This window comes from Parasphingopyxis sp. (assembly GCF_028279465.1).
Lineage (GTDB): Bacteria > Pseudomonadota > Alphaproteobacteria > Sphingomonadales > Sphingomonadaceae > Parasphingopyxis.
The window spans coordinates 142278-165730 of sequence record NZ_JANQNS010000015.1 but is presented as its reverse complement, the minus strand read 5'-3'; the positions used below and the strand labels follow the sequence as shown (position 1 = coordinate 165730).

Annotated in this window: 23 protein-coding genes and 1 riboswitch; of the genes, 11 read left to right on the top strand and 12 right to left on the bottom strand. The window is 62.8% G+C overall.

Going from position 1 to position 23453, the window contains the following annotated elements:
• Positions 1 to 8: 8 nt before the first annotated feature.
• The 3 genes from gcvT to Q0974_RS10160 form a co-directional block, all read right to left on the bottom strand.
• Positions 9 to 1139, bottom strand: coding sequence for a glycine cleavage system aminomethyltransferase GcvT (gcvT, locus tag Q0974_RS10170; RefSeq protein WP_299327199.1), 1131 nt, complete (start codon positions 1137 to 1139; stop codon positions 9 to 11).
• A gap of 147 nt (positions 1140 to 1286) precedes the next feature.
• Positions 1287 to 1375: riboswitch (glycine riboswitch) on the bottom strand.
• 98 nt (positions 1376 to 1473) lie between these two features.
• Positions 1474 to 2124 carry an MOSC domain-containing protein gene (locus tag Q0974_RS10165; RefSeq protein WP_299327197.1) on the bottom strand — a complete coding sequence of 217 codons (651 nt, stop codon included), beginning with the start codon at positions 2122 to 2124 and terminating at the stop codon, positions 1474 to 1476.
• Positions 2125 to 2129: 5 nt separating this feature from the next.
• Positions 2130 to 2783 carry a hypothetical protein gene (locus Q0974_RS10160; protein ID WP_299327195.1) on the bottom strand — a complete coding sequence of 218 codons (654 nt, stop codon included), beginning with the start codon at positions 2781 to 2783 and terminating at the stop codon, positions 2130 to 2132.
• Positions 2784 to 2892: 109 nt separating this feature from the next.
• Here Q0974_RS10160 and ispH point away from each other — a divergent pair, with 109 nt between their 5' ends.
• The 3 genes from ispH to rnhA are packed head-to-tail and all read left to right on the top strand — an operon-like array spanning position 2893 to position 5258.
• A complete protein-coding gene (gene ispH / locus Q0974_RS10155) occupies positions 2893 to 3843 on the top strand; it encodes a 4-hydroxy-3-methylbut-2-enyl diphosphate reductase (protein WP_299327193.1) in 951 nt (316 codons plus the stop codon).
• Positions 3844 to 3855: 12 nt separating this feature from the next.
• Positions 3856 to 4815: a homoserine kinase gene (gene thrB / locus Q0974_RS10150; protein WP_299327191.1), complete on the top strand. Its 960-nt coding sequence runs from the start codon at positions 3856 to 3858 to the stop codon at positions 4813 to 4815.
• On the top strand, positions 4812 to 5258 hold the full coding sequence (gene rnhA / locus Q0974_RS10145; protein WP_299327189.1) for a ribonuclease HI: 447 nt from the start codon (positions 4812 to 4814) through the stop codon (positions 5256 to 5258). Before thrB ends, rnhA begins: the two co-directional genes overlap by 4 nt.
• Positions 5259 to 5261: 3 nt before the next feature.
• Here the strand turns inward: rnhA and Q0974_RS10140 are convergent, their stop codons facing one another.
• The 3 genes from Q0974_RS10140 to Q0974_RS10130 all read right to left on the bottom strand — a co-directional run bounded on the left by Q0974_RS10140 (position 5262) and on the right by Q0974_RS10130 (position 7595).
• A complete protein-coding gene (locus Q0974_RS10140) occupies positions 5262 to 5438 on the bottom strand; it encodes a YegP family protein (protein WP_299327187.1) in 177 nt (58 codons plus the stop codon).
• A gap of 91 nt (positions 5439 to 5529) precedes the next feature.
• The gene (locus Q0974_RS10135) at positions 5530 to 6642 is read right to left on the bottom strand and encodes an FAD-dependent oxidoreductase (protein ID WP_299327185.1); all 1113 of its coding nucleotides are present in this window, start codon (positions 6640 to 6642) and stop codon (positions 5530 to 5532) included.
• The gene (locus Q0974_RS10130) at positions 6639 to 7595 is read right to left on the bottom strand and encodes an alpha/beta hydrolase (RefSeq protein WP_299327183.1); all 957 of its coding nucleotides are present in this window, start codon (positions 7593 to 7595) and stop codon (positions 6639 to 6641) included. The genes Q0974_RS10135 and Q0974_RS10130 overlap by 4 nt, the downstream gene beginning before the upstream one ends.
• A 48-nt stretch (positions 7596 to 7643) precedes the next feature.
• On the opposite strand from Q0974_RS10130, the gene Q0974_RS10125 reads away from it, so the two are divergent.
• Genes Q0974_RS10125 through Q0974_RS10095 form a run of 7 tightly spaced genes read left to right on the top strand, consistent with a single transcriptional unit; the run spans position 7644 to position 14774 of the window.
• The gene (locus Q0974_RS10125) at positions 7644 to 8123 is read left to right on the top strand and encodes a prepilin peptidase (protein WP_299327181.1); all 480 of its coding nucleotides are present in this window, start codon (positions 7644 to 7646) and stop codon (positions 8121 to 8123) included.
• A 36-nt stretch (positions 8124 to 8159) separates the two neighbouring features.
• Positions 8160 to 9215, top strand: a complete 1056-nt coding sequence (cpaB, locus tag Q0974_RS10120; protein ID WP_299327179.1) for a Flp pilus assembly protein CpaB — start codon at positions 8160 to 8162, stop codon at positions 9213 to 9215.
• 1 nt (position 9216) lies between these two features.
• Positions 9217 to 10770 carry a type II and III secretion system protein family protein gene (locus Q0974_RS10115; protein WP_299327177.1) on the top strand — a complete coding sequence of 518 codons (1554 nt, stop codon included), beginning with the start codon at positions 9217 to 9219 and terminating at the stop codon, positions 10768 to 10770.
• A gap of 27 nt (positions 10771 to 10797) precedes the next feature.
• Positions 10798 to 11442 carry a CpaD family pilus assembly protein gene (locus Q0974_RS10110; RefSeq protein ID WP_299327175.1) on the top strand — a complete coding sequence of 215 codons (645 nt, stop codon included), beginning with the start codon at positions 10798 to 10800 and terminating at the stop codon, positions 11440 to 11442.
• The gene (locus tag Q0974_RS10105; protein WP_299327173.1) at positions 11442 to 12731 is read left to right on the top strand and encodes a pilus assembly protein CpaE; all 1290 of its coding nucleotides are present in this window, start codon (positions 11442 to 11444) and stop codon (positions 12729 to 12731) included. Before Q0974_RS10110 ends, Q0974_RS10105 begins: the two co-directional genes overlap by 1 nt.
• Positions 12732 to 12783: 52 nt before the next feature.
• Positions 12784 to 13761 (top strand): type II secretion system F family protein, encoded by a 978-nt coding sequence (locus Q0974_RS10100; protein WP_299327171.1) that lies wholly within the window; start codon positions 12784 to 12786, stop codon positions 13759 to 13761.
• A 20-nt stretch (positions 13762 to 13781) separates the two neighbouring features.
• Complete coding sequence (locus Q0974_RS10095; RefSeq protein WP_299327169.1) at positions 13782 to 14774, top strand: type II secretion system F family protein; 993 nt, start codon at positions 13782 to 13784, stop codon at positions 14772 to 14774.
• 69 nt (positions 14775 to 14843) lie between these two features.
• Here the strand turns inward: Q0974_RS10095 and Q0974_RS10090 are convergent, their stop codons facing one another.
• The 6 genes from Q0974_RS10090 to Q0974_RS10065 form a co-directional block, all read right to left on the bottom strand.
• Positions 14844 to 15365, bottom strand: a complete 522-nt coding sequence (locus Q0974_RS10090) for a DUF1254 domain-containing protein (protein WP_299327167.1) — start codon at positions 15363 to 15365, stop codon at positions 14844 to 14846.
• Positions 15359 to 15901: a DUF1214 domain-containing protein gene (locus tag Q0974_RS10085; protein ID WP_299327165.1), complete on the bottom strand. Its 543-nt coding sequence runs from the start codon at positions 15899 to 15901 to the stop codon at positions 15359 to 15361. Before Q0974_RS10085 ends, Q0974_RS10090 begins: the two co-directional genes overlap by 7 nt.
• Positions 15898 to 18567, bottom strand: coding sequence for a pyruvate, phosphate dikinase (gene ppdK, locus Q0974_RS10080; protein ID WP_299327163.1), 2670 nt, complete (start codon positions 18565 to 18567; stop codon positions 15898 to 15900). Before ppdK ends, Q0974_RS10085 begins: the two co-directional genes overlap by 4 nt.
• Positions 18568 to 18732: 165 nt before the next feature.
• Positions 18733 to 20940, bottom strand: coding sequence for a glycine--tRNA ligase subunit beta (glyS, locus tag Q0974_RS10075; RefSeq protein ID WP_299327161.1), 2208 nt, complete (start codon positions 20938 to 20940; stop codon positions 18733 to 18735).
• Complete coding sequence (locus Q0974_RS10070; RefSeq protein ID WP_299328482.1) at positions 20940 to 21395, bottom strand: endonuclease domain-containing protein; 456 nt, start codon at positions 21393 to 21395, stop codon at positions 20940 to 20942. Before Q0974_RS10070 ends, glyS begins: the two co-directional genes overlap by 1 nt.
• Entirely contained in the window at positions 21392 to 22264 is an 873-nt protein-coding gene (locus Q0974_RS10065) for a glycine--tRNA ligase subunit alpha (protein ID WP_299327159.1), read from the bottom strand. The genes Q0974_RS10070 and Q0974_RS10065 overlap by 4 nt, the downstream gene beginning before the upstream one ends.
• Before the next feature lie 201 nt (positions 22265 to 22465).
• Here Q0974_RS10065 and Q0974_RS10060 point away from each other — a divergent pair, with 201 nt between their 5' ends.
• Positions 22466 to 23422, top strand: a complete 957-nt coding sequence (locus Q0974_RS10060; RefSeq protein ID WP_299327158.1) for a TraB/GumN family protein — start codon at positions 22466 to 22468, stop codon at positions 23420 to 23422.
• Positions 23423 to 23453 lie beyond the last annotated feature (31 nt).

Below are 23453 nucleotides of genomic sequence, written 5' to 3'. Positions count from 1 at the left end.
GGTCTCCCCTAGCTTTTTGGCGGTCTGTGGTAATTTTGCGGAACGAACGGCATCGGCGTCACGGTGCCGGTGAAAGGTTTGCCGCGCTGCTGCAACGCGATTTGCGTGCCGGGCGCGGCGAGGCTGGCGGGCACATAGGCCATGGCAATCGGCTGCTGCAGCGTCGGCGAGAAGCCGCCGCTCGTCACCTGCCCGATCTCTGCGCCGCTATCGTCGACGACGACCGCGCCTTCGCGCACGGGCTGGCGACCCTCGACGATGAGCCCGACCCGCAGGCGGTCCGCCTTGTCGGGATACTGTGCCAGAATGCGCTCTGCCCCGGCAAAATCGGCCGATTCGCGGCGTTTCTTGCTCAGCGCGAAATTCAGGCCCGCTTCCACCGGCAGAGTCTCAGGCGTCAGGTCATGGCCGTAGAGCGGCAGACCCGCCTCGAGCCGCAAGCTGTCGCGCGCACCAAGACCGATCGGCTTCACCGCATCCAGCGCAACCAAAGCCTCGGCAAGCGCTTCGGTATGGGCGGCGGGCACACTGATCTCGAATCCGTCTTCCCCGGTATAGCCGGAGCGGCTGATCCCGAGCGGGACATCGCCCCAGAGGCACGGCGCGGACTGCATGAAATAGAGATCGCCGGGCGCAGGCCAGCCGTCTTCAAAGCCCTTGATATCAAGCTGTGCCAATGCCTCCGCCGCTTTCGGCCCCTGAAGGGCCAGCAGCCCCTCGCCTTCGAGATGCTTGAGTGCGACGGAATCGGGCAGGTTCGACCGCAGATAGGCGATATCCGCATGCTTGGTCGCGCCGTTTACGACGAGATACAGGTGACGACCGGTATTGGTGACCATCAGATCGTCGAGGATGCCGCCGTCCGGTGCGAGCAGCAGCGTGTACCGCATCCGTCCGGGCTTCAGCGCCGAGATATCGCCGGGCACGACCGCTTCGAGCGCTTCGGCCGCGCCCTCCCCGATCAGCTGGAGCTGCCCCATATGGCTGACATCGAACAGCCCTGCCGCTTCGCGCGTCCACAGATGCTCGGCCATGATCCCTTCATACTGGATCGGCATCTCATAGCCGGCGAAGCCGACCATGCGCGCGCCCTGGGCCCTGTGCCAGCTATCGAGAGGAAGTTTCGCGTCGTCGCCCATATACAACACTCCGTGACCAGAACGGCCGGACCGCGCCGACCTGCCCCCTCTGTCACGGAAGCCTGAGAGCTTTCACCATGTACCTAGGTGCACGGCTTACCCCTTCGGCGGGATATGGCCGGGCCATATCCACTTTCCAGAGCACCGATTGGCTGCGCGGTCCTTTCGCCTGAGAGATTCCGGGGCGGTTGCTCCTTCGGCGGTGCGGCAGGCGCACCCTCTCCCGCGCGGCCATCCGCCGGTTTCCCGGCAGCGGCGGTGCAACAGGAATTGGCGCGCGCGTGCAGCAGAGTCAACGGGAAAGGCGGCGAAGCTGGTGGCGAACGCGCCGAAATCAGCGGGCAGCGAGCTTTTCTGCCTTCGCGCGCCAGCTTTCGGCTAAAACCGGTAGCGCCGCCAGCGCTTTCACCGCAGCCGGATCGCCCTTGGCATCGCCGGCCACCAGGAGCCCGAAAACGCGCTCCACATTCCATTCGGGATGGGGCCGCTCAAGCAGTTCCAAGCTATCTCCTGCAGCCACCGCACCTGGCTCAATAACGCGGTAGTACCAGCCGGTCTTGCGATGCTTGACCATCAGCGAAAGCAGTTCGGGCCAATCCATGACATGTGCCTGTTTCCAGCAGGGTTGCCGACCCTGGCACAGTTCCACGAGCGCGGTGCCAAGCCGATAGCGGTCGCCGATACAGGCCTCGCTTTCAACCAGGCCCGAGGTGGAGATATTCTCGCCGAACGCCCCAGGCTGTTCGAGCTTCGGATGCATAAAGCTCAGCGATTCCCAAAAGGCATAATGGTCGAACGGATAATGGTGGATCGCCTTGTCCGGGCCGCCATGAACGCGCAAATCCGCCTGCTCGTCGCCGATCAGGCCGAGAACGCCGATCTCTACCGGCCCGTCTTCGGCTTCCTTGCGGATGGCGCTGAGTTCTTCACCGCGAAGCGGCTCCGACCGGCCGGTCAACACGGCATCGACCGTATAGGCCGCCATCGCCGTCAGCGCGTCGCGTTATATTCGAGTTGGTCAGGCTCTAGCTGAAATCCGATCAGCAGTTCATAGGTTATGTTATTGACGGCCGTCCGGACTGCCGGATCGGCCATAGGATCGAGCGCGGCATCCGCATCGCCCGGGCGACGGCGGCGGGTCAGCCGTTCCTCGATATCGGGCGGCAGGGTCAGCGCAGCGCGGGACACGCGGGCCGTCGCCTGGCCGCTCGTCGTCGCGCGATACTGGCCGTCGGCGAAAGTCAAACCGACGCGGCCGATCTCTTTGGAAACGATCTGGCCGTTGCCGCGCAACACGGTGGCAAAATAGGGAAGCACTATTTGCCGTTCGCCGCGCGGATTGGTGCGGCGCGCCTGCACCTCGAAGCTCGCGATGGTCTCGACGGAGTCGGCCGCATCGCCGCACGTGCTGCGGATATTGGTGATGACTGCCGTCGCATCGATCGCGCTCGCCTCGCGGCTGGAACGCGGATTGAACAATGTGACCTCGTTGGTGTGTACCGGCGTCGCGACCGCCGGGCAGGCCGTGCGGTTCACCAGAAGCCCGATGCCCGATTCGCCCGCCGTAATGACGTCGCGGCGTCCGCATGACACCAGGACGAGCCCTATTGCGGCGACAAGAGCGATATTTCCATATTTCCGCACAAACGAAATCCTTACTCCAATATCCGCGCCGCACAGCGGCGCGCGAAAACGCGTGCCCCTCATAGGAAGCGGCTTCCGTCGCTGCAAGCAATCGCGTAAGACGCTGGATATGAATGACAGCAAAACGGCCCTTACACTCCTGATCGCCGCGCCGCGCGGTTTCTGCGCCGGCGTCGACCGCGCGATCCGCATCGTCGAACTGGCGATCGAGAAATATGGCGCGCCGGTCTATGTCCGGCACGAGATCGTCCATAACCGCTATGTCGTCGATGCGCTCAAGGAACAGGGCGCGGTCTTCGTCGAAGAACTGGATGAAGTACCGGACGGTGTTCCGGTCGTCTTTTCTGCGCATGGCGTGCCCAAGGCCGTCCCCGCAAAGGCGGAGGAGCGCGGGCTTGAGTATCTCGACGCCACCTGCCCGCTAGTCTCGAAGGTCCATCGCCAGGCGGAACGGCTCGTCGAGAAAGGCCAGCATATCCTCTTTATCGGTCATCGCGATCACCCCGAAGTGGTCGGCACATTCGGCCAAGTGCCGCCCGGCGCGATGACGCTGATCGAGACGCATGACGATGCCGAGAATGTCGAAGTGGAGAATCCCGACAATCTCGGATTTCTGACGCAAACGACGCTGTCGGTCGACGATACCGCGGATATGATCGAGGTGCTGCAGCGACGCTTTCCGAACATCAACGCGCCGCGCAGCGAGGACATCTGCTATGCGACATCCAACCGGCAGGAAGCCGTCAAGGCGATCGCGTCCAACTGCGATGCCATGTTCGTAATCGGCGCGCCGAACAGCTCCAATTCGCTCCGGCTGGTCGAAGTGGCGGAGCGTCAGGGCACGCGCGCATGCCTCATCCAACGCGCGACGGAAATCGATTTCGATTGGCTGGACAGCGTGAAGACGCTTGGCATTACGGCTGGCGCCTCTGCCCCCGAAATCCTCGTCCGCGAGGTCGTCGATACGCTCGCCGAACGCTACGACATTACCGAGCGCGAGGTGGAAACCACGCGCGAAAAGATGCTGTTCAAACTGCCACGCGGCCTCGAAGCCGCCTAGGCCGCAAACTCAATGGCCGTTTACACCCATGTCTCCGCCGAGAGGATCGCGCGGCTGCTCGAAGGCTATGACGTCGGCACGCTCGTATCGGCCAAGGGAATCGCCGAGGGTGTCGAGAACAGCAATTATCTGATCGAGACGAGCGAAAACCGCTTCATTCTGACGCTATACGAGAAGCGCGTCGATGCGAGCGATCTCCCCTTCTTTCTTGATATGCTCGATCATCTGGCGCAGCGCGACCAGCCCGTGCCGCCCGCGATCACCGATCGCGACGGCCGCAGGATTCAGACGGTAGAGGACCGGCCCGCCTGTCTGATCGCCTTTCTGCCAGGCGTATCACTGGGCGAGCCGAATGCCGATCAATCTGGCGCGACGGGCGAAGCGCTCGGCAAGCTCCACGCGGCGCTGGCGGATTTCTCGAATACACGGCCGAACACCCTGTCGCTCGCGGGCTGGCATGACCTGGCCGACAAATGCGGTGCCGCGCTCGACGAAATCGAACCGGGCCTTGGCGCGACCGTCAACGAGGAACTCACCTATCTGGACGCCCATTGGCCGGAGTCCCTGCCACGCTCAGCCATCCATGCCGACCTCTTCCCGGACAATGTGCTGATGCTCGGCAATCGCGTGACCGGCATTATCGATTTCTACTTCGCGTGCACGGATATCCGCGCATATGACCTCGCCGTCACCCATGCGGCCTGGTGTTTTGACGATGCAGGTACCGGCTTCGATGCCGAGCGCTCGAATGCGCTGATTTCCGGATACGATGCGCAGCTCCGCTTAAGCGATGCCGAACGCGCCGCCTTGCCTATCCTCGCACGCGGTGCGTCCCTTCGGTTTCTGCTCACCCGCGCATGGGACTGGTTGAACACGCCGGCGGACGCGCTCGTGACCCGGAAGGACCCGTTGGCTTTTCTCCACCGGCTCCAATTCTATCGCAATGCCGATCGCGGAATTTTCGGCGGATGAGCGTCGTCGAGATCTTCACCGACGGCGCCTGTAAGGGCAATCCGGGCCCGGGCGGCTGGGGCGCGGTCATTCGTTATGGCGAGCATGAAAAGGAACTGTCTGGGGCCGAACCGGAAACCACCAACAACCGCATGGAGTTGATGGCGGCCATACGGGCGCTCGAAGCGCTAAAGCGGCCGAGCCGCGTAAAGCTGACCACCGACAGCAATTATGTGAAGGACGGCATTACGAAGTGGATTCATGGCTGGCTGCGCAACAATTGGCGCACGGCCGCGAAGAAGCCGGTCAAAAACGCCGATCTATGGCAGGCCCTGCTCGCCGCCACGGAACCACACGATATCGAATGGGCCTGGGTCAGGGGCCATGACGGCCACCCGGACAATGAGCGAGCGGACCGGCTCGCCAGCGACGCCGCCGAAGCGATTGCGATAGCGAGCCGTTAGCCCCTAACTGTTGTCTTCAATCGGCGCATCCGGGCCGTTGGTCTGGATCGACTTGATCGCGTTTTTGGCGCTCGATTTGCTCGAATAGCCTTCGGTCGAGAACATCACTTCCGAATTATATTTGAAGCGAACGCGAAACTCGCCCTTTTTGTCTTTCCAGATTTCGAACTTGTGCGCCATCAAGGCCTCCCGGTTATGTGTTGGAGCACCGGCATTAGGCGAAAGCATGTCGGTCGCCTAGGCCATACGTCCCGAAACTGTAACAAAAGCGTCAAGCGAAGCGCTCCGGTGCGTAGAGGGTCGGGTCGACTTGGTCGAGCGAGCAAGGCATGGGCTCGCCGAGCAGCAGGCTGCGCGCGAGCCGGGCGGCGGCAGGCGCGGTCTGGATACCGAAGCCGCCCTGCCCCGCGCACCAGAAGAAAGCGGGCGCTACGGGATCGAAGCCGTACACCGGTAAACGGTCGGGGGAGAAACTCCTGAGACCCGCCCATTTGCGCTCGACAGCCGCTACTTTCCAGTCGACCGCCTTTTCGAACCGGTCAATGGCGTGTGCGATATCGATTTCCTCGACAGCGGCATCGCCCGCAGGCGCGGGGGTTTCGTCGTTCGGGCTCAGCCAAATCCTGCCCTGCCCTTCGCCCTTGAAATAGAAACTGCCCTCGACATCGATCACCAGTGGCAGACCTTGCGGCGCTTCGGCCTCGGTCCGTACCTGCACGACCGTTCGCCGAAACGGGGCGATGCGGATCGCGCTCGCACTAGCCATGGCCGCGATATCGCCCGCCCATGCGCCAGCCGCATTGATCAGGATAGCGGCGTCTATCGTTTCGCCACCGCACTGGACGCGCCAGCGGTCGCCTGTGCGTTGTATCCGCGTAACCGCTGCCGAACATCGCAGCTCGGCGCCCGCGCGTTTGGCGGCGCGCAGATAGGCCTGATGCAATCCGCCGACATCGATATCGGCGCAGCTCGGTTCCCAGACGGCCCTGCTCCAATCTTCGCACAAGCCGGGGCAGTAGGCGGTCAACTCCGCGCCGGCCAGAGGTTCCAGCGCAACGTTGCTATGGTCGAACTCAGCCAGAAAATGGTCGAGCAGCCGCGCTCCGGATGGCCGCGCAATGTGGAGCGCGCCGCGCTTCACGAGGAATGGTCGGTCCGAAAATTCCGGCGGCGGGGCAGCGAGGAAATCATGGGACGCGCTGGTCAACGGCTGTACCGCAGGCCCGCCATAGGTTTCCGACCAGAAAGCAGCAGAGCGCCCGGTCGCGTGATAGCCCGGCATGTCTTCGGCTTCGAGCATCGCCACCCTGCTTGCGGGCGCCAGTTCCGCTGCAAGGCTGGCGCCCGCCATGCCAGCGCCGATAATCGCGAAATCGAATGTCATGCGGCCTGCTTTGCGCGGTCCTCGAGAAACCGTTCGATCTCGCGCGTAAACTCCTCGCGCATATCGTCGCGCTCGCGCAGCACTTCATGTGCGGCATAGTCGTGTATGAACAATCTGGCGTTCGGGAGCCGCCGCGCGGCTTCCTTGATGGCATTCGCGTCGACGAGCCGGTCTTTCAACGCTGCAACGATCAACACCGGCGTGGTTACATTCTCGAACGTGTCGGGTGCGAACATCGCCGCCGAAGAGGCATAGGCCGATACCAGCCATTGCCAGCTCGGCGGGCCGATCTTGAGCTCCGGCTTGTGCTTCAACCACCAATCTTCGTCCGAATAGCGCTCAAAATCATGGGTCAGCAGCTTTTGCCGCGAACTGCCCGGTAGCGACGGACGCTCATTCTCCTGCCAGGCATGCTGGTCGGCAAAACCGAAGCGGGCGAATTGCCGGGCGATAAAGGCCGCGAGCCGCTTCGGCAGCGGTTTCGATACGACGCGGAGCATCGGGGCGCTCAGTATCGCGCCGTCCAGTCCCGGTCGGTGATCGATCAGATAACGCATGGCGAGATGTCCGCCCATTGAATGCGCGGCCAGAATGTGTGGCCCCGGCATTTCGGCGCGCCAGACCCGAACATATTCGTCGAGATCGTCGATCCAGGGGTCGAAACTTGGAATATGGCCGACGGTGGGATCGGTCAGAAACCGCCCGGAGCCCGATTGCCCGCGCCAGTCGAAACCGGTCAGATTCCATCCCGCGCGATGCCATTCGGCAAGCGTTTCGAGATATTTTTCGAAAATGTCGCCCCGGCCCGTCTGAAAAACGATGCTGCCGCGCGCTTTACGCGGTTCGGGCACGTTCCAGGTCCAGCGGCGATGGTCCCAGCCATCCAGGGCGTGCCACCGGTCCAAAACCAGTCCTTCGGGATATGCGCGGCGATCTACGGCAGTATTTTTCATAGTTGCTGGTTACGGTTTAGAAAGCAGTAAGCCTTAGGGCCATCCCCCATGACAGGGGCAGCACCACTTTTTTCACTGGCATTGCTGGCGCCCGCGTTGCTTTACGCGGCCTATGGCGATTGGCTGCGCCGGGACATTCCGAACAAGCTGAATGCCGCGATTGCGCTGACCGCGCCGCTCTATTGGTGGGCGGCCGGTTTTTCGCTCTGGCCGGAGATCGCGATCATCGTCGGGCTGGCTCTCGCGCTGTTCATTCTGTTTACCGGCGCATTCGCGATCGGCGCGATGGGCGGCGGCGACGTCAAGATGATCGGCGCCCTCGCGCTCTGGATGACGCCGATGCAACTGCCGGTGATGCTCGTGGTCATGGCGATTGCCGGTGGCATCCTGACCACAGTGATGCTGATTTACCACCGTTCTCGAAAAAAGCCCGAAAAACTGGAGATCCCCTACGGCATCGCAATCGCCATCGGCGGTCTCTGGGTGGTGCTGAACGAGATTTTAACCATTGGGGCCGTAACGAACTGACTGGCCAAGAAAGCCTGACAGGAGGCAAAGACCGTCATGGATGCACGTAAAGTCATTTTGCTCGTAGGTGCGCTGCTCGTCGCAGCCGTCACCGCCTTTATGGCACGCAGCATGTTCGCGGACGGCGGTGCGCCGACTGCGGTTGCCGCGGAAGCCGAACCGCAAGGGCCGATGGTGCTCGTCGCAACGCGCGCGCTTCCCATCGGCACGATCATCAACCAGGACAGCTTCCGCTTCCAGCCCTGGCCGGAAGAATTGATCGAAGGCAGCTATTTCATCCGCGACGAATCCAACATCGACGATCTGCTCGGTACGGTCGTGCGGAACGACATCACGGCCGGCCAGCCGATCACACAGGGTTCGCTCGTGCGCCCCGGCGATCGCGGCTTCCTTGCCGCAGCGCTCGGACCGGGCATGCGCGCCGTCACGGTGCCGGTTTCGGTGCAGAGCGGCGTTGCCGGCTTCGTGTTCCCGGGTGACCGCGTCGATCTCGTCCTGACTCAGGAAGTCGAGGGCGGCGGCGAAGGCCCGGCGCTGCACGCGTCCGAAACGATCATTCGTAACCTGCGCATCCTGGCAACCGACCAGCGCACCGAAACCGAGACCACCGAGGAAGGCGATACGCGCGTCCAGGTGTCGAATACGGTTACGGTCGAAGTCACGCCGCGCATCGCCGAGAAGATCGCCGTTGCGCAGACCATGGGTTCGCTGTCGCTATCTCTGCGCTCGATCGCCGACAATACGGCTGAACTCGAACGTGCCATCGCCGCCGGCGAGATCGAAATGCCGGACGGCGACGATCCGGAAGCCGAACGGCGCATGCTGATCGAGGTCGCCCAGCGTCCGGTCGATACCGACACGACCTATGTCACGGGTGGTGATGTCTCGCGCTTCCAGCGCCGGACGGTGCCGGCCCAGAGCCAGAACAATGACGGTCCGGGCAGCACTGCCGCTCAGATGGCCGCCGCCATGCTGGCTGCCGCGACTGGCAACCCGATCCCGAACGCCCAATCCAGCACGCGTCCTGAAGGACCTTCGGTGCGCGTCGCCCGCGGCAATTCCGTCACGCATGTACCTGTTGGGGGTAACTAAGATGAGCATTTCACGCAAAACCCGCCTTACGGCCATGGCTGCTGCCGCAGTGTCGGCAATTGTCCTCGGTCTCGGTGCGCCCGCCGCCGATCCCGTACAAGCCCAGGTTGGCGCCCGGCCCCAGCCGACGAGCAGCCTGACGCTTTCGGTTGGCCGCGGTCAGCTGGTCAATCTGCCGCGGTCGATGACGGATTTGTTCGTCGCCGATGACGCGATCGCAGATGTGCAGGTTCGCTCCTCGCGTGCACTCTATGTCTTCGGCAAGGCCGCTGGCGAGACCACGGTTTACGCGACCGACGCCGTCGGCAACGTCGTCTACTCGACGACCGTCCGCGTGGGTCAGAATCTCAACAGCGTCTCATCGATGCTCGATCTGGCCATGCCGGAAGCGTCGATCGTCGCAACGCCCATGAACGGCCTCGTGCTGCTGACGGGTACTGTGGCGTCGCCAAGCGATGTCCAGGAAGCCCAGTCTCTGGTGCAGGCTTTCGTCGGCGAAGGCACGCAGGTGGTGAGCCGTCTGCGCACGGCCACGCCGCTCCAGGTCAATCTGCAGGTGCGCATCGCCGAGGTCAGCCGTTCGGTTGTCCGCGATATCGGCGTCAACCTAGCGACATTCGACGGTACGAGCGGGTTCCAGTTCGGAGTAACACGCGGCCGCAACGCGTTTCCGCAATACGCGCCCGGCGGCACGACCTTCACTGGCGTCACCGCCGCGACCGGTGGTAGCACCGTCGTAACCGGCATAGACGGCGGTTCCACGATTGCCGGGCTCGGCAATCTGTTCGGTGTTGATATCGCTAGCGCGCTCGATCTCGCCGAGACCGAAGGTCAGGCTGTTACGCTTGCCGAACCGAATCTGACGGCGCTGTCGGGCGAAACCGCCAGCTTCCTCGCGGGCGGCGAATTTCCGATCCCGCTTTCGCAGGGTCTGGGTTCGGTTTCGATCGAATACAAGCAGTTCGGCGTCAGCCTCGCCTTTACGCCGATCGTGCTCGCCAATGGCCGCATCTCGATGCGGGTCCGTCCGGAAGTGTCAGAACTCTCGGACAATGGCGCGATCGAACTCAACGGTTTTACCGTTCCTGCGCTCACAACGCGCCGGGCCGAAACGACGGTTGAACTCGGCTCCGGCCAGAGCTTCATGATCGCCGGCCTGATGAACAACCGGCATAACTCGACGGTCGACCGTACGCCTGGCCTTGGCGATGTGCCGATCCTCGGCGCGTTGTTCCGGTCCAACCGGTGGCGGCGCGAGGAAACCGAACTTGTGATCGTCGTGACGCCGTATCTAGTGCAGCCGGTAACGGCCAATCAGATCGCCTTGCCGACCGACGGCTATCGTTCGCCGCACGATCTGGAGCGCATTTTCCTCGGCCGCACCTATGGCGGTGAGACAGGAGCGACGCGCCCGGGTCCGACCATGGCACCGCCGACGACCGTACAGCCGGGCCTTGAAACCGGTGCGGCCAACCAGGCTCCGGCGACGCAGCAAAATGCCGCGCCGACCGAGACAGCCCGCAGTGCCGCTCCCGGCTTTTCGTTCACGGACTAGTTTCAGCGTTTCTTGGAGAAGATAATTATGCGCATTCTTGCCACTTCCGCCCTTCTCGCCCTAGCCGCCGGCACGCTGTCCGCTTGCGCGGGAGGTCCGTCCAACCCGGGTCTTTCGCCGGTAAACCAGCCGGTCGTCAGCCGGTCGGACTATGTGTTCGACGTTAATGCAGGCGGCGACACGCTGTCCTACGCCGAACAGGCCCGGCTCGCCGACTGGTTCGAGACGATCGAACTGGGATATGGTGACCGCGTTTCGATCGACGATCCGAGCCCTTACGGCCAGGCTGGTCGGCGGCAAGCCGTGGCCGAGCTGGCTGGCCGCTACGGCCTTCTGCTCGCCGACCGAGCGCCCGTGACAGCCGGTCAGGTCGCGCCGGGCCGGATGCGCGTTGTTGTCAGCCGCATGCAGGCCGAAGTTCCGAATTGCCCGAACTGGGATCGCGATTCGCTCTGGAATTATGACGGATCGACAGGCTCCAACTATGGCTGCGCTACCAATGGCAACCTCGCCGCCATGGTCGCCAATCCCGAAGATCTGGTCCGCGGTCAGCGCGGCGACGGCACCGTCGATCCGCGCACGACGTCGCGCGCTATCGACAGCTATCGCGAAGCCGTTCCGACCGGCGCCGGTAACGGCCTGCAGCAAGAAACCACGACAGGAGGCAATTAATGAACGCTCCTTTTAACTCCGGTGCGGCCTCGTTGCGCGATCCGTTCCAGGCCTATGTCTGCGACGATGAAACCGCCGAGCTGATGAAGCCGATCGCTTCGGAACTCGGCTGGGCGCAAGAAAAAGTCGCCAAGGGCGGCCTGACCAATGCGGTACAGTCGCTTTCGGTTTCAGCGAGCCCGAATATCCTGTTCGTCGACCTTTCGGAGAGCAGTGACCCGCTCAACGATATCAACGGTCTCGCGGAAGTCTGCGAACCCGGCACGATCGTTATCGCAGCGGGCCAGGTCAACGATGTGCGCCTGTATCGCGATCTTCTGACCAGCGGTATTCAGGATTATCTGCTCAAGCCGTTCAGCGCCGACCAAGTCCGCGACGCTCTGACCCAGGCGCAGATGGTCCTCTCCGGCCCGCGCAATGCGGATGGTGAGGAACAGGATCGTCCGCACGTCATGACGGCCTTTATCGGCACACGCGGCGGCGTCGGCGCTTCGACGCTCGCGAGTTCTGTCGCCTGGCTGACGAGTGAGAAAGAGGGCCGACTGACGGCGCTGCTCGATCTCGACATCCATTTTGGCACCGACGCGCTGGCGCTCGATCTCGAACCGGGCCGCGGCCTGATCGACGCGATCGAAAATCCGAGCCGCATCGACGGTCTGTTCATCGAGCGCGCAATGGTCAAAGCCAATGAAAAGCTCGCCGTGCTCTCGGCCGAGGCGCCGATCAATCAGCCCATGCTGACCGATGGCAGCGCCTATTATCAGCTCGAAGAGGAGATCCGTAACGCGTTCGAGCTTTCGGTGATCGACATTCCGCGGCAGACGCTGATCCAGTATCCGCATCTGCTTAATGATGTGAATCGCGCGGTTATCGTTACCGAGCTCACGCTCGCGGCGACCCGTGACACGATCCGCCTGCTGTCCTGGTTCAAGTCGAACGCACCGCAGGCGCAGGTGATCCTCGTGGCGAACCGAGTACCGGCGGGCAATATGCTCGAGATATCGCGCAAGGACTTCGAAACGTCCGTCGAACGCAAGGTCGATATCGCCATCCCGTTCGATCAGAAGACTGCCGTCCAGGCCGCCAAGCTCGGCAAAACGCTTGCCGAAGCGTCTGGCTCGAACAAGGTCGGATCGGCGCTGCGTCAGCTCGCCGACCGCGTGTCGAGCCTCGATGGCGAAGAACAGGAAGCGGCGGCGGATGCCGGCGGTTCGCTAATGGACAAGCTTGGCGGGCTGAAGTCTCTGATCGCCAAGAAGCCGGGCAAGCAGGAAGTAGCGGACGCGTAAAACCCCGCGCCCCGAAAGGGGTACGGAACAGGTAGCGAATGGAAAGCAGTTTATGACGATCCTTCCGATGATCATCTTCTTCGCCGGGGCGCTTAGTTTCCTGCTGCTGCTCTATTTCGCGTTTGCAGGTCCCAATGTGCAAAAGGCGCAATCCAAGCGGCTGAAGTCAGTGCGGCAGCGGCATGCGGCCGCTAGCAGCCAGATCTCCGCCGAAGCGCAGATGAACCGCATCCTCGCCAAGCGCGACACGAAGATGGACAGCTTTGCCGGTCGGTTCATTCCGCGCCCCGAAATGCTGCGCACACGTCTGTCGCAAACTGGCACGAACTGGACGCTTGGCCAATATGGAATGGCGGTCGTTGCGCTAACGATCGTCGTCGGCGGGCTTCTCTATTTCCAGGGACTTCCCTGGTATCTGGGGTTGCTGATCGGAACCTTTGTGGGCTTCGGCCTGCCGCATCTGGTCGTCGGTTTCCTGATCAAGCGGCGGATCAACCAGTTCAATACGAAGTTCCCGGACGCGATCGAACTGCTTGTCCGCGGCCTGCGGTCCGGCCTGCCAATCTCCGAGACGCTCCAAGTCGTCGCCAGCGAGGTGCCCGACCCGGTCGGCGCCGAATTCGGTGAAGTTGTTGACAAAATGAAGATTGGCAAGACGATGGACGAAGCGCTCGAGGATACGGCGAAACGTCTCGGCACGCCTGAATTCAACTTCTTTTGCATTACGCTGGCCATCCAGCGCGAGACGGGCGGCAACCTCGCCGAGACGCTGTCCAACCTCGCCAATGTGTTGCGTCAGCGCAGTCAGATGAAGCTCAAGATCAAGGCGATGTCGGCGGAATCCAAGGCTTCGGCCTATATCGTCGGTTCACTGCCTTTCATCGTCTTCGGCATGATCATGATGATCAATCCCAGCTATATGGGGGATTTTTTCGTCGATGAACGGTTGATGATCGCCGGTCTGGGCGGTCTCGTCTGGATGGGTATTGGCGTGTTCATCATGGCCAAAATGGTCAACTTCGAAATCTAGGCCGAGGGAGCGAGACAGATATGACTGAAGCTGCCGGACCCACGATCCTCGGCATCGATGTGATCCTCGTTGCGACCTTGCTCGCGGCGGTAGCCACCTTCGCCGTGCTCGTCGCGCTTTATGCCGCGACAACCGTGCGCGATCCGATGGCCAAGCGCGTCAAATCGCTCAACGACCGCCGCGAACAGCTCAAAGCCGGGATCACCGCATCGGCGCGCCGCGAACGCAAGTCGCTCGTCCGGAAGAATGAGACGACGGACCGGATGCGCTCTTTCCTGAAGTCGCTCAACACGCTTCAGGACGAACAGGTCGAAAAGGCGCAACAGCGTCTCGCTCAAGCCGGCATCCGTTCGAAGGACCTGGCCGTTGCCGTGATTTTCGGACGGCTGGTACTGCCGATCGTCATCGGCGGCGGTCTGGCTATTGCCGTTTATGGTTTTGGTTATCTCGCCGACTACACGCCGTTCAAGAAATTCATGATCGTCGGCGGCACCTTGCTGCTCAGCTACAAGGCGCCGGACCTTTATGTTGCCAATAAGGTCGCCAAGCGCTCCGATGAAATCCGCAAGGGCCTGCCCGATGCGCTCGACCTCTTGGTCATCTGCGCCGAAGCCGGCCTGACCGTCGATGCCGCCTTTACGCGCGTCGCCCGCGAGCTGGGCGCAGCATATCCGGAGCTTGGCGACGAATTCGCGTTGACGGCGATCGAGCTCGGCTTCCTGACCGAACGGCGTCAGGCTTTCGAAAATCTCGCCTATCGCGTCGACCTCGAAGCGGTTCGCGGCGTGGTTACAACGATGATCCAGACCGAGAAATACGGTACGCCGCTCGCCAGTGCGCTGCGCGTACTTTCGGCCGAATTCCGCAACGAGCGCATGATGCGCGCCGAGGAAAAGGCCGCGCGCCTGCCGGCGATCATGACCGTTCCGCTGATCCTCTTCATCCTGCCGACGCTGTTCGTCGTGATCCTTGGCCCTGCGGCCTGCTCGATCTCGGACAATCTCGTTGGCTGATGATATCGCGGCGGAGCCGGGTTCCTCTCTCCCGGCTCCGTCCGATTTCTTGCCGCGCCCGGCAGGTAACTATTCCACCAGACTGCAGCTCGCCGAGCGCCGCGCCGCGTCGATGGCGTCGAACGCATCCCGTTCAGGCACCAAGATGCGGACCAGCGCCAAACCGCGATCCGTCGATACGCGCACTGCCTCCAACCCATCCGGCGCAGTCTGACCAGGGCCCGTCAACGCTATCCGGATAGGCCGTTGGTCTGCCTCGCGATCGTTGCGGACGAATATGGCGTTCGTCTGCGCGTCATAAACGGAGAGCGACCAATAGGGCGCATCGATCGGCGGCACCGAAATTTCGACCGGCCCCGCGCTGACATCGAACAGGCAGGTCGAATAGGCGAGATCGGGGCTCGGCCGGACGATGATCCGCCGCTCGGCCGTGCTCAGTGGCGCATGGCCCATGCTGTTCACGCCCGCATTTTGCTCGAGCCGCCCCATCGCCATGTGCATCATGGTCCCCGGAATCAGCGCCATCGCGGTCCAGTAGACCATCATCGCGACACCCGTGACCAAGGCGATCCAGCCAATCCTGCTCAGCATGATAGCCTCTCGATGGCCGGCAATTCGCCGTCCAGAAGGTCTTCGCCGGGCCCGTATGCGCGCAGCGTCAGTTCGAACGGCTCGCCGTCCAGAGTCGCGACCTCGCCTATCCCCGGCTCCGGGCCAGTCTGTGCGAGAACGGCCTCGGCGCCGTCGCCGCCTGCCGAATAGGCGTGGCCCGGATTGGGAATAAGGTGGGCGTCCGCACCATAGGCGGTCACGCTCCACCAGCGCGCAGCCAGTGGTGGGCCGGAAATGCGATAGCGGCAGCCGCCATCCAGCGCCCTCCCCTCGCTATCGGTCGCCGCGTTGAAATAAATCGCTTCGCTGGCCGGCAGCGCCATCAGGCCGCGCACGGCAACGATGGCGCGCGTCCGGTCACTGGCCTCCTCGGAGCCGAAATCGCGCGACGTGATCCATGGCCCGCTGCGTTCTTCGAAGGCCGAGATACCCGCGCGCAACGAGAGCCAGGTCGCGCCGAGCCCGATCGCGATGCCGAGGATCAGCGCGAAGAGGATTCTCAGCGCCAGCTTCATGCGCTGTTCCGCAGGGCCGCCTGTGCCGCCGCCAGCCGCGCGATCGGCACGCGATAGGGCGAGGCCGACACATAATCGAGACCAGTTTCCTCGCAGAATCCGATAGAAGCCGGATCGCCGCCATGCTCGCCGCAAATACCAAGCTTGATCCCGTCGCGCGTCGCATGGCCCCGCTCGGCCGCAAGCGCGATCAATTCCCCTACCCCTTCGACATCGAGGCTGACGAACGGATCGCGCGGATAGACGCCCTGATCGACATAGGCGCCGAGGAAACGCCCGGCATCGTCGCGCGAGACGCCGAGCGCGGTTTGCGTGAGATCGTTGGTGCCGAAGCTGAAAAACTCGGCCTCTTCCGCGATCTCGCCGGCCCGGAGCGCGGCGCGCGGCAGTTCGATCATCGTGCCGACCATATAGTCGACGCGCGCACCCTTCTCTTCGAACACGGCTTCGGCTGTCCGGTCGATCACCGCTTTCATCAGCTCCAGCTCGCGCCGCGTCGCGACCAGCGGGACCATGACTTCGGGGATCGGCGCCTCGTCGCTCTCGGCCGCAACGTCGAGCGCGGCCTCGAAAATCGCGCGCGCCTGCATCTCGTAAATCTCGGGATAGGTGACGCCGAGCCTGCACCCGCGATGGCCGAGCATCGGGTTGAACTCGTGCAGCTCCTGCACGCGCCGCCGCAGCGTATCGATCGACACGTCCACCGCATCGGCGACATCCTGCATCTCGTCCTCGCCATGCGGCAGGAATTCGTGCAGCGGCGGATCGAGCAGCCGGATCGTCACTGGCAGCCCGGACATGATCGTGAAAATCTCGGCAAAGTCGCCGCGCTGTTCGGGCAGCAGTTTCGCCAGCGCATCGCGCCGACCGGCCTCGTTCGTCGCGAGGATCATCTGGCGCACCGCGGTGATCCGGCGCGCATCGAAGAACATATGTTCGGTGCGGCACAGACCGATACCCTCCGCGCCGAATTCGCGCGCCGTGCGGCAATCCGCCGGGGTTTCCGCATTGGTGCGCACGCGCATCCGCCGAGCCCGGTCGGCCCACTCCATCAGCTGCGCGAAATCGCCGGCTAGTTCCGGCTTCACGGTCGCGACTTCGCCCGCCATCACCTCGCCCGTCGCGCCGTCGATGGTGATCGTATCCCCTTCCTTGAAGGCACGGTCCATCACCGTGAACTGCTTTGCCTTGGCATCGATCGAAACGCTGCCAGTGCCCGAAACGCACGGCCGCCCCATGCCACGCGCGACCACCGCCGCGTGTGACGTCATGCCACCGCGGGCGGTGAGAATGCCCTTGGCCGCATGCATCCCGTGAATGTCCTCGGGCGACGTTTCGACGCGCACCAGGATCACATCTTCACCCGCCGCCGCGTGCCGCTCGGCGCTGTCGGCATCAAACACGACGACGCCGGACGCCGCGCCCGGGGAAGCCGGCAGGCCCTGCGCGATGACATCGCGCTCCGCGTCGGGATCGAGCGTCGGATGGAGCAGCTGGTCAAGCGCGCCCGGATCGACGCGCTGCACGGCTTCCTCTTCGCTGATCAGCCCCTCGCCCGCCATATCGACGGCGATCTTGAGCGCGGCCGTCGCCGTACGTTTGCCCGCGCGAGTCTGCAGCATCCAGAGCTTTCCGCGTTCCACGGTGAACTCGATATCCTGCATATCGCGATAGTGTTTTTCGAGCAGATCGAAGACCTTGGCCAATTCGCCATAGGTTTCCGGCATCGCCTCTTCCATCGAGGCAGGCTTCGCATTCGCGGCCTCACGTGCGGCCTTGGTCAAATATTGCGGCGTGCGGATACCCGCGACGACATCCTCGCCCTGCGCGTTGATCAGCCACTCGCCATAATAGGCGCACTCGCCTGTCGAGGGATCGCGCGTGAAGGCGACGCCGGTCGCGGATGTCTCGCCCATATTGCCGAAGACCATCGCCTGGACATTGACCGCCGTGCCCCAATCGCCGGGAATATCATTGATCCGGCGATAGACTTTCGCTCGCTCCGCCTGCCAGGAACCGAACACTGCGCCGACCGCACCCCAGAGCTGATCCTGCGGGTCCTGCGGAAAAGGGTGTCCGAGCTCCTCTTCGGCGATCCGCATATAGTCGCCGACCAGCTTCTGCCAGTCTTCAGCCTCCATCTCTGTATCGAGATATATCCCCTTGTCTTCCTTGGCGATTTCGAGCGCTTCCTCGAACGCGCCATGATCGAGCCCGAGCACGACATCGGCATACATCTGGATGAATCGGCGATAGCTATCCCAGGCGAAACGCGGATCGCCGGAGGTTTCTGCGAGCCCCTGTACCGTCTCGTCATTGAGGCCGAGGTTGAGGACCGTATCCATCATGCCCGGCATCGACACCCGCGCGCCCGAACGCACCGAGACGAGCAGCGGATCGGCCGCGTCGCCGAAACGCTTGCCCGTTACCTTCTCGACATGCGCGATGCCGGTGGCGACCTGTTCGCGTAGCTCGTCCGGGAACACCTCGCCCTCGTCATAATAGCGCGTGCACATCTCGGTGCTGATCGTGAAACCCGGCGGCACCGGCAGGCCGATCGACGCCATTTCGGCGAGGTTCGCGCCCTTGCCGCCGAGGAGGTTCTTGTCCCCCTGCCCGCCATCGGACACACCGCCGCCGAACCGGTATACGTACTGAACGCTCATCTTACCTCCATTCCCTCTCCCCTTGCGGGAGAGGGCTAGGGAGAGGGGGTTGAGCGAGGCGGCTCGATGCCACCGAGGTCAAAAATCGCTTCGCGATCCCCTCTCTCCAAACCTCTCTCCCGCAAGGGGAGAGAGGATTCCTGTTCAAGATGCGAGAACGCATGCTCATCCTTCGATCTTCGAGAAATCGGCGACCCGATGGACGGCGTCGCGGAACCGCGCGAGCATGCCGAGCCGTGCAGCGCGCTTGACCGGATCGTCGTCATTCACCGTGACTGTGTCGAAGAACGCATCGATCGGTTTGCGCAGCGTGGCGAGCGCCGCCATCGCCTTTTCGAAATCCTCCGCTTCGATCGCGGCCTCGGCCTCCGGTTCGGCCCGCTTCAGCGCCTCACGCAGCAACGCCTCTTCGGGTTCAGGCGAATAGTCGCCCTCGACCGGCTCCCACTCCTCCTTTTTGAGGATATTCGCCGCACGTTTATACCCAGCAAGCAGGTTCGCGCCGTCAGCCGTCTTGAGGAAAGCCTGCAGCGCTTTGACCCGCGCGAGCAGCCGGACGAGATCGTCCTCCCCGCCCAGCGCAAACACCGCATCGATCAAATCGTGCCGGACACCGGCCTCGCGCTGTTGGACTTTGAGGCGATCTACGATGAATTCGCTGAGTTCGACAGGCGCTTTTTTGACCGCATTGTCGGTCGCTTCAGCCTCAAAGCGAAAGGCGTAAATAACATCCTGTGTTATGCCATAATCATCCTGATCGGGTTGGCTCGGCCAGCGATACGCAGCTAAGCCTTCGGCGACAGAGCCCAAGTCTCTTAGCTTTTCTGCAAGCACCGGTTCATAGGCATATTCAGAAGCTTGGATCCAAACTTCTGTCCAGCCGTGACGAATACTGTTGGCCAGCCACAGCCGAACAATAGCCAACATGGCTCGGCGTAAGGCGTATGGATCTCTCGAACCAGTGGGTTTCTGTTCGATAATGAAAAAGGTCGCCAACGTATCCAATTTGTCCGCTAACGACACAGCCACCGTCACCGGCGCGGTCGGCACTTCGTCGCCCTGCCCCACCGGCTTGTAGTGATCGCGGATCGCCGCGGCGACTTCTTCGTCTAGCCCTTCATTGGCCGCATAATAGCCGCCCATGATCCCCTGGAGGTCCGCGAATTCGCCGACCATGCCGGTGACGAGATCGGCCTTTGCGAGGCGCGCAGCCTGTTCGGCCTTGTCGGGATCGGCATTGGGGACGATCCCCTCTTCCGCCAGCCAGCGCGCGAGCTTGGCGACACGCTCCACCTTATCGGCCACCGTGCCGAGCTTTTCGTGGAAGACGATCTGGTCGAGCTTTTTCGCCTGCTCGGCGAGCGGCACCTTCTGGTCTTGCTCCCAGAAGAACTTGGCGTCGGACAGCCGCGCGGCCAGCACTTTTTCGTTGCCCGCGACGACATGCGCGCCATCGTCTGCGGGCTCCAGATTCGCGACGCAGATGAAATGGGGCGAGAGGCTGCCGTCCGGTTTCAGGCAGGCGAAATATTTCTGGTGGCTGCGCATCGCGAGCGTGATCGCCTCGGGCGCGACCTCAAGAAACGCTTCGTCGAAGCTGCCTAGCAGCGGCACCGGCCATTCGGTCAGCCCGGCATTTTCCTCGACCAGTCCCGGGTCCTGCTTGCGGGTGAGACCGGCCGCCTCGGCCAGCGCATCGGCGCGCGTGCGGATGATGCCCTCGCGCTCCTTATGGTCGACGACCACATGGCAGGCGCGGAGCTTCTCGGCATAGTCGTCCGCCCCGCCGATGGTGACCACGCCCTGATGATGGAAGCGGTGCCCGACCGTTTCATAGCCCGAAGCGATGCCGTCGATTTCGCATGCGACGAGGTCTTTGCCGAGGATCGCGACGATACCCTGCAACGGGCGGACCCAGCGCAGGCTCTCGGTGCTCGCCGAGGCTGAACCCCAGCGCATCGATTTGGGCCAGGGAAAGGCGCGGACGATGGCGGGGATCGCCTCGCCCAGCACGTCCGCCGTCTTGCGGCCCGGCTTGTCGATCACCGCGAACAGCGTCGGCTTGCCCTTCACGTCGCGGGTTTCCAGATCGTCGCGGGTCAGACCCGTAGACCGCAGAAAACCGTCGATCGCCTGATCGGGCGCGTCGGCCTTGGGCCCCTTGCGCTCCTCGCGAGTCGCTTCGGTTTCGGTCGGCAGCCCGCGCGCGATCAACGCCAGCCGGCGCGGCGTGGAATAAGTTTCGATGCTTTCGGCCTTTAGGCCTGCACCCTCCAGCTCGGCCGTGAACAGGCGTTCGAGGTCTGCGCGCGCCTTGCGCTGCATCCGCGCCGGGATTTCTTCAGACAGCAGTTCGAGCAGGAAATCGGCCATCAGATATCCTCCCCGGTACGGGGAGGGGGACCAGCCGAAGGCTGGTGGAGGGGGCTTTCGACTCGCGAAGCGATAACCTGCAAAGCCTCTTCCATGTTACTCAAGATTTCGGCCGCCCTGATATGAAGCACACTATAGCCATTCTCGGCGAAAAACCGATCCCGGTTTACATCCCTTTCCGAGCGTATGGCATTGTCATGCGCCTGCCCGTCGATTTCGACCACGAGCCTTGCGGAGGAACAATAGAAATCGGCGATATAAGGGCCAATTGGGTATTGCCGACGAAACTTGTGGCCCAATCGTTTCCCTCTGATTTGTTTCCAAAGCAGTGTCTCCGGCAACGTCATCTCACGACGCAGACGGCGTGCGGTATAGGTTTCCGGACGGCGCAAAGATGCAGAGCCCCCTCCACCGCGCTGCGCGCGGTCCCCCTCCCCGTGCCGGGGAGGACTCACGCCGCCCACCCGTTCTTCGCCATATGCGCTTCGCACGCGCCCACCGCGAGATCGCGGACGCGGCCGATATAGGCCTGGCGCTCAGCGACCGAGATTACGCCGCGCGCCTGCAACAGGTTGAAGATATGGCTGGCCTTGATCGCCTGATCATAGGCAGGGAGCGGCAGTTCGGCCGCGATGCAGTTCTTCGCCTCTGCCGACGCGTCCTTGAACCATTGGAACAGGGTTTCGGTATTGGCGTGCTCGAAATTCCAGGCACTGAATTGCTTTTCGTTATCGAGGAAGACGTCGCCATAGCTGACACCGTCATCGTTGAAGGCGAGATCGTAGACGCTGTCGACGCCCTGAATGTACATGGCGAGGCGTTCCAGCCCGTATGTCAGCTCGCCCGACACGGGCTTGCAATCGAAGCCCCCAACCTGCTGAAAATAGGTGAACTGCGTCACCTCCATCCCGTCGCACCAGACCTCCCAGCCCAGCCCCCAGGCGCCGAGCGTCGGGCTTTCCCAATCGTCCTCGACGAAGCGGATATCGTGTTTGAGCGGATCGATGCCGATCGCGACCAGACTGTCGAGATAGAGCTGCTGGATATCGGTGGGGCTCGGTTTCAGGATCACCTGATACTGGTAATAATGCTGAAGCCGGTTCGGATTTTCGCCATAGCGGCCGTCGGTCGGGCGGCGCGATGGCTGCACATAGGCCGCGTTCCACGGATCGGGACCGAGCGCGCGCAGCGTCGTGGCGGGGTGGAAGGTCCCAGCCCCCATTTCGAGATCATAGGGCTGCAGGATCACGCACCCCTTGTCGCTCCAATAATCGTGAAGCGTGAGGATCAAGCGCTGGAAACTGAGCGGGGTTTTATCGCCCAATGGTCGGCCCTTCGGCTGCGCGAAGCCATGCCTTCGCAGTTGCAATAAACGGTGCGCGCGGATTGGCGCATGCGGCCGCACGGGTCAAGCGAAGCATAGCGCGGATGCCCACAGCCCGGCAGTCGCCGCAAACCGCCACCAAATGGTTGACGGCGGCGCAAATCCTGTCGACCATGTCCGACGCCCGCGAAAGTAGAGTAGATGCCGCTCCGATCAGTCCTGAAATTTGCGATCCGCGCCGCCGCGCTGCCGCTGTTTGCGGTCGCCGCCCCGGCAGCACCGCCGCCTGAACCGTCCGTGGAACCGGATCGCACGCTTGAAGCCGGCGCGCCGCAACCGGCGATCTGGCTTCTGTCGGACGCGGACACGCGCATCTGGCTGTTCGGGACCAATCACGTGCTGCCCCACAGCTTCGCCTGGCGCAGCCCGGAGCTCGACGCGATCATCGCCGAGGCGGACGAGCTGATCCTCGAATCCAGCGAGGAGGAAGCCGCGGAATTATATGCCGATACCGAGCGTTTCGCGGCGATGATGATGCTGGACGAGCCCGTGCCGATCCTCAATCGCGTATCGCGCGAATATCGGATGCCGCTTTGGGAGGTGATCAAATACAGCTCTATCGAGCTCGATGAACTCGATCAGATGCAGACTTGGATGGTCATCCTCTATCTGATCGCCGCATCCTTCGAAAACGCCTATGGCGAAGGCGAGGACTATGCGGCGACCGGCGTCGAATATCAGCTGATCGATATCTTCGACGCGCAGGACAAGCCGATCGGCGCTGTCGAACGGCCGATGGAGCAGATCGATTTCTTCCGCCTGCAAACCGAAGAGCGGCAGCGCGAACTGCTGGAAAGCCTGGTTGGATCGGGCCCGCCGGATTCCGAAAGCGCCGCGGAGGATACGCTTCTGCAGGGCTGGGTGACGGGCAATATGGGCACCATGGCCGAACAGTGCGACGATGCGGACAATTTCCCGCCGGTGCTGCGGGAGCTTTTGCTCGTCCAACGCAATGCCAACTGGATCGAATGGCTGGTGGACCGGCTGGACCGCCCCGGCGATGTGCTGTTCGCCGTCGGAGCCTGCCACCTCGCCGGCACAGCATCGGTCCAGACCATGCTCGAAGCGCGCGGCTATGCCATCGAGCGCGTGCAGTGATGCAGGCTTTTCTTTACCGGGCAAATCGCAG